Origin of the sequence: Limosilactobacillus pulli (genome assembly GCF_947381555.1) — a bacterium.
GTDB classification, from domain to species: Bacteria; Bacillota; Bacilli; order Lactobacillales; family Lactobacillaceae; genus Limosilactobacillus; species Limosilactobacillus pulli.
The window spans coordinates 68,450-78,494 of record NZ_CANCWQ010000007.1 but is presented as its reverse complement, the minus strand read 5'-3'; the positions used below and the strand labels follow the sequence as shown (position 1 = coordinate 78,494).

Genomic DNA, 10,045 nt, shown 5'->3' with positions numbered 1-10,045 from the left:
GCGCAGAAAAGTTCCGCGCTCAAGCCGCATAAATAATTTTTCTATTTAAACTGTATACTTGACAGGCAATAGTGCCTATTTCAAGTGTCACCCTTAAGGGGATTATAGCCCCATCGCCACTGAGTATGTACCGACCAGACCAAGCATCAAAAAAGACCCAGCCGGTCTGCTGAGTCTCATCTGATAATTAACTTTTTTCATGTCGAAGCATCATAAAGAGTCCTACTGGCAAAATCACGAACCCAATCGCCATGCCGATAATTGCAAACCAGTTGGGCACGATGCCTTGAGCAGTACTGATGCCAAACTCGCCGACCCAATCAAACTTGAACAGTAAAAAAATCGTAAAGGCAACCGACAACACCGGCAGCAATACATCCGTCAGCCAGTTCCGCTCTGCTTTAAGCACTGGTTCGACATTGGTTCCCCGGTAAAAGCGAATCACGCCCAATGGAATCACGATAAACTCAAAGAACCGCACCATGGCACTCAGTACGATAATTGCCGTCATGTTGTACTGAAAAGCCATTGGGATAAAGATTGCCAAAGCCAGCGTAATTATAAACGGATAAACCGGAAAGTCATGTCTGGTTCGCTTGGCTAGCCATTGCGGTGCTTGATGCTCTTTGGCCATGGCCTCTAAAACCCGCGGCGTGTGGAATGAAGCCGCGAGATTAATCCCTAACATGGAAATCAGCGCGCCAAGCTCAATCAAGAGCCGCAGCCAACGTGCCTGAAAAATTGCGGCAATGGCAACGACCTGCTTGGTTTTGACAATTGCAGCCGGATTGATTACCATTGCCACTAGGATGGTGCCGATATAGACCAGTGCGATGACCATAATTGCCAATGGAATGGCTCGGGGCAGATTCTTTTGCGGATCCTTCATATCTTCAGAGCCGCTGGCCACGCTCTCAAAACCGGTAAAGGCATAAAAGGCGGCAATAACTGCCATCACCAAGCCAGAAGTCGTGGGCTTGGGGATTAAAGACTGTCCATTGGCGGTTTTAAGCGTGTCCAGTTCGTGAAAATGACTGACGCCGGTTTTTAAAAAGACAATGATTCCCGCAACGATGATCAAGCCCAGCGCCAGCAGCTTGCCGATGGTTGCCAGGTCGCTGACCCAGGTTAAGAAGCGCTGTCCAAAGAAATTGATCAGTAAAATAACCGCCATTAAAACAACAAATCCCCAGGTAATGTTTTTAAAGCTGGCTGAGTCAGCACCAAAAATCGAAAGCGTGCTCTTGATTACACCAACACCCATTACGCCCCAGGCCACGCTGGCTGAAAAGAATCGCACGACGCCCATGTAAAAGCCCATATTCTCGCCATAGGCTGCCTTAGCATAGGAATAGGCCGCACCGCTTTTGGTAACGTACTTGGCTGCCGCGGCAAACGTCAAGGCCAGCATCGCCGCAAAAACCGCCGCGATCAGATAGACCAGTGGCGCCTTGGTTCCCACCATGGTCACGACCGAACCTGGCGTCAAAAAGATTCCTGAGCCGATAATTGAATTGATTGCCAATAAGACAATTGACCAAAAGCCCAGTTTGTCAGTTTTATTCTGCATGTTCATTCCTGCCTTTCCAACTGGCGCGACTGATAAGATAACTAAACAGCCGGTTCATCTCTGACTGATGAGCACGCAGCATTTCAGAATGCCATTGCACGCCGATAACCGTTCCCGTTTCATTTTCAATCCCCTCATAGACGCCATCATGCGCCAATGCATTAACCTTTAGTCCCCCGCCAACTTTTTTGATCAGCTGATGGTGGTAGGAATTAACCCGCAGGCGGGGCACTTGGTTAAAAATCTCAGCCAAATGCGTATCCTTGACCAGCTTGACCTGATGCGTCGCCTGCCACCATGGCGTGTCGCCCTGCCAATGCTTGAGCGTCGGCACCGGATAGTATTTAAGATCCTGATAGAGCGAACCACCATGGAAGACGTTGATCAGCTGCGCGCCCCGACAGATGCCCAGCACTGGAATGCCGCGTTTTTCCGCTAGCTTCAACAGCCGCATGTCAAACTGGTCGCGTGCCTGCCAAACCGTGCCTTGTTCGGGCTGCGGCTCTTCGCCATAGTTTGCCGAGTCAATGTCTTGACCGCCTGAAAGAATCAAGGCATCAACCAGTTCCAGCTGAGACTCGGTTACGTCGGCATCCTCATTGAACGGAATAATCAATGGTACCCCGCCGTTTTTAATAACCGCCTCACTATAGTCTTTATTGACGTAGCTGCGGCGATAGCCAACAAAGGGCCCAACGTTTTTAGTCAATTCACTGCCTGAAATGCCAATTATCGGCTTTTTCATAAACTCTGCTCCTTTTAGTAAAATAAAAGGGACCACTGACGCGCCCGCCAGTAGTCCCTTGACTCAATCAGCAACCGGTCGCGGCTGCCTTATTTGATCTTGTAATCTGATGGCAGAGCAAAAAACATGCGGCAATACATGCAGCATGGACAGCACATTTTTTGCATCATCATTTGAGCAGCCATCAGTTCACCTCATCATTTTTAATAGTCTAAGAATATTCCAATCAGTAACGTTTGTCAATCCAAACTCGGTTAGCCCTGATCGTGATGGTCATCTTGTTTTTTCGGCATTCCTTGATGATCGCTCAAGTCAATCACCATTGAGCGCGGTTTTTGAGGCCGATCGCCATCTTTGGGCGGCTGCCAGTTAAAGTGCCGAATCAAAAGTGAAAGTGGTGGAATCAGCAGCATGTAGAGCAGGGCCGTCAGCAGTGTCGTTGGCAAAGCCAGCCGCATAAATGGCATGATCCCACTGCCATGTGCAAATGCATCCCCGGCAATCCCGCAGAGCACCTCGGCTGTAATCCATTGTGAGATTCCGGCCGCCACTCCAACACCAATCGCCTGCCGATGCGTTACCTTGATATTGCGCGGCAATTGCCAGCCAATTAAGGCACTGATCATAATCATGTCAACCATCATATCCAGCGCGGTCATCCAATCTGCTTTTCCCAGCAGAATCAAGATTATCGTAGCGACAGTCGTAATTCCAGCCCCCCAGCGCAGATTCAGGCCCACCATTGAACTCAAGCCGATAATTCCGGCCAATTCAATGGCTACCTGACCTTTTGGCAATGGCGTTGACAGGCGCAACAGACCAACAATCACCATTAAAGCCGTTAGCCCCAGCGCCCAGAGACCATCTTTCGTTCGCTGCTGCATAGGCTAATCCAGTGGCTTTTTAGCCGTATCCTGCATCCAGGCCAGAGCCAAGGCGCCTTGTCCCAGGTGTACGCCGATGACCGGACCAAAGTAGCTCAGTTCAAAATGAATATCGGGATGGTCGGCCTGCAGCTTATCCAGCCATTTTTGACCTTCTTCAGGACAGTTGGCATGCAGCACCATGGCCCGGACTGGATAGTCAAGCTTGGCCAAGTCTTCGTCAAAAATCTGCTCACAGCGTGCTTTGGCTTTTTTCATTGAACGCACCTTTTCAAACGCCTCGATCGCATAGTTTTGCGTGTGCATCGTCAAAAGCGGCTTAATCTTCAAAATGGAGCCAATAAAAGCTGAAGCATTGGAAAGCCGTCCACCACGGACCAGGTTTTGCAGATCGTCTACGACAAAAACGTTATTAAAGGTGTCACGATACTCGCTAACTTTTTTGACAATATCGTCCAGATCGTCACCCTGTTCAGCTAACTTGGCTGCTTCTAAAGCCAGATATCCCATCATCTTGACCGTCAGATGCGAATCAAATGGCACGATTTTGATCGTATCCTTCATATCTTCGGCAATCTGGGCAATCGTGTTGAGTAGACCGGAAATTGCCTTGGTCAAATGAATGCTGATCACCGCATCGTAGCCCTCATCTGCCAGCTTTTGGTAGGTTTCCATCAAAAGACCGATTGAAGGCTGAGACGTACTTGGAAATGACTTGGAGTGGGCCAGCTTGTCGTAGAATTCCTCTGTTGTAATATCAACGCCTTCTTGGTAGCTTTGACCATCGATCACCAGTGGAATCGGTACGACCGTAATATGATTATCCGCAGCTTCTTGTGGGGTTAAATAAGCGGTACTGTCGGTTACAACCGCGATTTTCATTGAGTTCTCCTCCAGTATGATTGCAAATTTAGAATAATATTTTAGAAAAATAATAGCATGATAAAACTGCCGACCTCAAAATAAGGTCTGCATTTAAATAGAATAGCACATTCAGCGCCTAAAACCAATTTTATGGCAGCCGATTGACACAGATCTTGCCAATCACTTCAGCAAACCCAGCCTTAATTTGGTCAGAAACGTTAATCCACGTTATAATAGACTAGTTATGCAAAAGCAAAGGAGCGATCAAAATGCCATTTGACGGTTTTTTCACCCATGCCATGGTCCACGAGCTTAATCAAACGCTGCAAGGTGGCCGTGTCTCCAAGGTCAATCAGCCATATCCAGCCGAAATGGTGATGGTAATTCGAGCCAATCGCCATAACTACTCACTGCTGATTTCAGCCAATCCATCCTATCCACGCATTCAAATTACCCAGATCCCATATCAAAACCCTGCCGTTCCCAGCAACTTTGCCATGACCATGCGCAAGTACTTAGAAGGCGCTTTGGTTAAGGAAGTTTCACAAATTGAAAACGATCGAATCATCAAGCTGACCTTTTCAACTTTAGATGAGCTTGGTGATCCTTTGGAACTGGTAATGATGGTCGAAATTATGGCCCGCCACAGCAACGTGACCCTGGTCAATGCTAAAACCGGCAAGATCATTGATGCCATCAAGCATGTCGGCAGCGACGTTAATCGCGTTCGTCTGCTCTTGCCTGGTGCAACTTTCATCATGCCACCCAAACAAAAACGATTCAATCCCTACCTGCCCAACCAGATTTATTCTGATCTGGCCCGTGACTTAAAAAACAATTCCGCCCAGCTGGCTAAAGAACTGCAGCAAAGCTATCAGGGTCTGGCACCAGAAACTGCTAAAGAAATGGCGGCTGAGCTGTTAGCCAGTGACAACCTGCCCAGCGCCTACCAGTCGTTTTTGCGTCACTTTGAAAATCCCACTCCGGTCTTGATCACCAATGAAAAGAACAAGACCAGTTTTGCGGCATTTGCGCCAATCAATACCGTGGGCCTTGTTCTACAGTCGTTTGCCACGCTTTCTGAGCTCTTGGACGCCTATTACGTCAATAAGGCGCAGTCTGATCGGACCAAAGAGCTGGCTGGTCAGGTCCTCAAAGTCGTGCATAATGAACTGAAAAAAGATCAGCGTAAAATGAAGAAATTTCAAAAAGAACTGGCTGATGCTGCCGATGCTGATCGCTACCGGATTCGCGGCGAGCTTTTGACCACCTGGCTGCACCAGGTTCCTCGTGGCGCTAAATCCGTTGAGCTGCCTAATTTTTATGATGAGAACAAACCGTTAAAGATTACTCTGCAGCCAGATCTTTCGCCTTCACGCAATGCTCAGAAGTACTTTACGCGCTACAACAAGCTCAAGGCCTCAGTCAAATACGTCAATGAGCAGATGGCCATTACGCAAAAAGAGATCGACTATTTTGAAACGATTCTCAGCCAAATTGATCTGGCTGACCCTAGCGACGTTCAAGAAATTCGCTTGGAGCTGCAGCAGCAAGGCTATATCAAAACCAAGCACAAAAAAGGCAAAAAGCAGCGCAAGGTTCCGGTATCCAAGCCAGAAACGTTCCATGCCTCTGACGGTACCGTGATTCTAGTGGGTAAAAACAATCTGCAAAACGATCGGCTGAGTTTCAAGACCGCCAATAAAAACGAGATCTGGCTACACGTTAAGGATATGCCTGGATCCCACGTTATCATTCGCGATACTGATCCTAGTGAGAAGACGATTCTCGAAGCTGCTCAGCTGGCGGCTTGGTTTTCCAAGGGCCGCGATTCTGCTCACGTGCCGGTTGACTATCTGCCAGTCAAGAATCTGCACAAGCCAAGCGGGGCTAAGCCGGGATTCGTAACCTTCCGTGGCCAAAAGACGCTGTCCGTCACGCCTAAAAAGCTGCCCAATTAAATTTAAAACTGATTAAAAAGGACTTTGATGTGATACATCAGAGTCCTTTTGTATTTAGATTAGACTAAATAAGTCTGCTTGATTAATAGTTACCGGTAAACATTGCTTCGGCCTTAGGTGGCTGATATTCGCCAAAGTAGTCGGCAAAATTCAGGTCCAGATAGTCGCATAGATCTTTAACCTCAGTCATTGTCTTGTCAATGACCGGAATGCCGTTTTCCTTACGATCGGCCATAGCCAAAATCTCTTTTTCACCATGCGTGTAGATGCGGTCATGACCATTGTCCTTAGCCGAATCACGCAGCTTTTGCAAATATTGCGACAGATGCTCACTGATAGTCCGACCATCGCCAAACGCATCTAGATTAATCGCCATAAAGCCATGACAGATACCGGATTTACCGTTTTGCATAGTTGATTCTGAAGTCATCCCCAGCGAAAGAATCGAAGAGAAGATCTCAGCAACCATCCCATTGCCATAACCCTTGTGTGAGCCCAATGTTTCCGTATTACCGCCCAGTGGCATGATCCCACCGCCGTTTTTGTGCACAATGTTGTTTAAAACGTCAGCTGCATCATTGGTTGGCTCACCATTGGCATCAAGTGCCCAGCCATCAGGCAACGGCTGATTCAGCTTGTTGTATATTTCCAGCTTGCCCCGTGTTACGACCGTTGTTGAGGCATCAAACAAAAAATCATATGGTTTGGCCGGCAGACACCATGCTTGTGGGTTGGAGCCAATCATTGCTTCTTTGCCAAACGTTGGTACCATAATGGCTTCGCTGTTGGTACAAGAAAAGCCCAACATGCCTTCTTTAGCTGCCATCTTGGCGTAATAGCCGGCAATGCCATAGTGGTTGGAATTACGTACTGAAACAATCCCCACGCCTGCCTGCTTGGCTTTTTTGATCGCCAGTTCCATTGCAAAATGTCCATTGAGCTGGCCCATGCCATCATGACCATCAATGACTGCCGAGACCGGGGTTTCAAAAATGACTTCCGGTTCGGCATCGATCTTCATCGTTCCCTTTTGAATTCCTTTATAATAACGGACCATACGCTGCATGCCATGACTTTGAATGCCATACATATCTGCAGTCAATAAGACGTCAGTAATGATGGCAGCTTGTTTTTCGCTAAAGCCAAACTTTTGAAAGGCATCCATGCAAAGATGATCGAGCTGTTCGTAGGAAAACTTAACGACTTTATTTTCATTCATTTTGCAAGCTTCTTTCTGTTTATAAAACGCTTCACGACTTAACATGGTTAAATCATAACACATTTTTGTCCGGAATTTAAGCGCTTCCATTAATGAATATCAACATTTTTTGTATTTTTTACAAATTTAAAATTATTTGCAAAATAAAAGAGAGTGAGAAAAAGCTCCACAAAGATGGTTAGGTCGGTCAAATGCTGATTTATCAGCGTTTGAACTGCCAGCCAGCTACTGCGCTGAGGCATTATTATCCATAAAATAGTTAAGAGGTTGAGTTAATTCCCAGCCTCTTATCAAATTCAATCAAAATCCTCGCCATTCAAAAACTGCATCTGCCCGCCTAAAACGCGATTGATAGTTGGCTTTTGATGCTTGAGGTGCAGCGACTTGAATGGAAAGACTGCTCGGTAGACCGCCATTTTGGTTGTACCATTGGGAATCAGCGCCTCATTTAAGGCATCGCCATCAAGCCGTCCTAATGCCATCCGGACCGTAATCCCCGGTAGATTCAAACCTAATACCTTAGATAAAAAGGCAATCTCAGGCAGTGGCATATGCTGTATCAGCAGCTGCTTAAACGATCCATCAAAACGATGGACAAACACAACCTGATACAGCCCGGGCTCGCTTTGCTCACTGATGGCTTGGCTGCCCTGTTTTTCCAGCATTCCAAAATCAAGCGGCGTCAAGCGAGCTGGGAAGCGCTGAGCGGTTGGCTGATAGCTCAGATCATCAGTTGACTGCAGATCGGCCGTAATCCCCAGTGGATAGACCAGCTGACCGTCAAACAGCGCGTTAAAGCTGTCCAATGGCTCACCGACTGCCAACGATGCCGGCCGCTGATCTTCAGGAATCTCAGCGATCTGAATATTTTTGGCGACTGGCCCCAACTGATCGATCAGTTCATGACGACTGGCTGGGATCAAGACTACCTCGGGATGCTCAACGTCCAAAACGGCGCGGATATTTTCTGATTGCAGCGGCTCTAGATAACGCTTGCGAGCCAGCATCGGCGCCAGGGTCACCGAACTGGGATTGTCGTTGACGATCACGGTCTGGTAGCCATGATCACGCAGCTCACGCAAAGTGTTGGCAACAAAGTAGTCACTGGCCGTACCATTTCCTAAACGCAGCGGACCGGTACCGACGACGACCGCAGTTGGCGATGGACTTGGACTGGCTTCGTCTTCCATTTCGTAAGTTGAGTAAAAGACACTGGTATGTTGATCAAATTCGCCAGCAGACGGTTCCAGCTCTTTAAAGGTTCGGTGAATGACCTGCTCATCACGCATTGCAACTACTCTGGTCGTTGGCCGCTTCCAAATCTTGGCAACGCTTTCATCGCTCATGCCACAGTACTTGGCCTTTACCAACAGCTTGGCATCGCCAGGATGATTTTTGAGTTCGTCTTCTAAGCTTTGCATCTGACGCAGACAGGCAAAGTAATATGGGTCAATCTTGGTCAGCTCGGTTAGCTCATCATCCGTGTAGCCACGTCGTAAAGCTGCCAGCAATGTAAACAGACGTCCGGCCTGCGGATGAATCAAAAGCTGCACCAATTCGTCATCTGAAAGCTGGTCTTGCTTAACCAGTCGTGAATCCTGCTCAAGGCGTGGAAAATCACTAATCGCCTTAAACATCGCTTCAGTCAGGCTGCGTCCTACGCCAATCATGGTACCAGTTGACTTTTTACGCGTCCCCAACTGACGATCCGCATCGGGTAGTTCCGCAAAGGGCCAGACCGGCATCCGTACGGCCACATGATCCATGACCGGTTCCGTAACGGCAGCATGCTTGTAATAGCCATGGTCTAGGTGGATATTGCGCAATGTCTTACCAGCATACAGCTCGCCACAGACGCTTTGCAGCGCATATCCAGTGGCAGTAGCCGCAAAAGCCGTTAAGCGATCAAAATAAGGATTGTTCTTGATTACATAAAACTTGCCATTAGCCTGATCCAAAGCGAACTGCACGTGGTTGACCCCAACGATTCTAAGTTTGCGCGTAATGGCAAATGCCGTGTCGCGCATATCTTGAATTTCACGGTCAAGCAACGTCTGGGCCGGAGCGACGGCGATTGAGTCACCCGCATGAATGCCAATTGGATCAATATCTTCAACACAGGCCAGCTGCATCATCGTACCAAAACTGTCTCTTAAGACCACAACCTCGATTTCCTTAAACCCGGCTAGGCTTTGCTGAACGGTAATCTGTCCCGAGCGCGATTGCCTTAGCCCAACTGCCACGGCCCGTTTAAGCTCTTCTTGGTCATGTACCAACGAGCGCCAGCCAGGCCCCTTAGGTAAAACCGAGCGTACAATAATTGGATAGCCGACCCGGTTGACCATTTCTAAGGCATCCACAAAATTATCGACCTTTGAGATAGCCTTGGTGGGGACCTTAAGATTATGCAGCGTCTTGCCAAGCAGCATGGGATTGTTGATCTGGCGAATCGTCGCTTCTGGGACACCGATCAATTCAATGTCATCAGCCTGCAGAATTCCCGTCTCGCCGACTGCTTGCATTAATTCAAAGGCCCGGCGGCCACCAAGCGTCGGGATAATCGCATCGGGATGATATTCATTGATTGTATCAACGACGTTTTCAACCGTCAGTGACTTGATGCAGGCATGGTCAATGGCATCAGGACAATCCAGAGTAAATGAAAATGGGTTGTCGTCAATTAAGATCGTCTCAAAGCCTTCATCTTTTAAGACACTGGCCACCTGAAAAGCGGCTGCATCCAGCTCATCGCCATGCTCGATGCTGTCTGCACCTGCACCGATCAGAAGTACTTTTTTCATG

General features: G+C 48.0%; 7 protein-coding genes. 1 reads left to right on the top strand and 6 read right to left on the bottom strand.

Annotated features, from left to right (window positions below):
- Positions 1 to 187 precede the first annotated feature (187 nt).
- From QOS03_RS03675 to QOS03_RS03660, 4 genes are all read right to left on the bottom strand, one after another.
- Complete coding sequence (locus QOS03_RS03675) at positions 188 to 1,576, bottom strand: APC family permease (RefSeq protein ID WP_283575369.1); 1,389 nt, start codon at positions 1,574 to 1,576, stop codon at positions 188 to 190.
- Positions 1,560 to 2,315, bottom strand: a complete 756-nt coding sequence (locus QOS03_RS03670) for a gamma-glutamyl-gamma-aminobutyrate hydrolase family protein (RefSeq protein WP_283575368.1) — start codon at positions 2,313 to 2,315, stop codon at positions 1,560 to 1,562. Before QOS03_RS03670 ends, QOS03_RS03675 begins: the two co-directional genes overlap by 17 nt.
- Positions 2,316 to 2,569: 254 nt before the next feature.
- Complete coding sequence (locus QOS03_RS03665; protein ID WP_283575367.1) at positions 2,570 to 3,199, bottom strand: hypothetical protein; 630 nt, start codon at positions 3,197 to 3,199, stop codon at positions 2,570 to 2,572.
- A gap of 3 nt (positions 3,200 to 3,202) precedes the next feature.
- Positions 3,203 to 4,081, bottom strand: coding sequence for a DegV family protein (locus tag QOS03_RS03660; protein ID WP_169461541.1), 879 nt, complete (start codon positions 4,079 to 4,081; stop codon positions 3,203 to 3,205).
- 251 nt (positions 4,082 to 4,332) lie between these two features.
- Between QOS03_RS03660 and QOS03_RS03655 the strand changes: the two genes are divergently transcribed.
- Complete coding sequence (locus QOS03_RS03655; RefSeq protein WP_283575366.1) at positions 4,333 to 6,024, top strand: NFACT RNA binding domain-containing protein; 1,692 nt, start codon at positions 4,333 to 4,335, stop codon at positions 6,022 to 6,024.
- Between the two features lie 82 nt (positions 6,025 to 6,106).
- Here QOS03_RS03655 and QOS03_RS03650 read toward each other — a convergent pair whose 3' ends face one another.
- Both QOS03_RS03650 and QOS03_RS03645 read right to left on the bottom strand, forming a co-directional pair.
- Entirely contained in the window at positions 6,107 to 7,243 is a 1,137-nt protein-coding gene (locus QOS03_RS03650; RefSeq protein WP_283575365.1) for an Ldh family oxidoreductase, read from the bottom strand.
- A 296-nt stretch (positions 7,244 to 7,539) separates the two neighbouring features.
- Positions 7,540 to 10,044, bottom strand: coding sequence for a carbamoyl phosphate synthase preATP-grasp domain-containing protein (locus QOS03_RS03645; RefSeq protein ID WP_283575364.1), 2,505 nt, complete (start codon positions 10,042 to 10,044; stop codon positions 7,540 to 7,542).
- Between the last annotated feature and the right edge of the window lies 1 nt (position 10,045).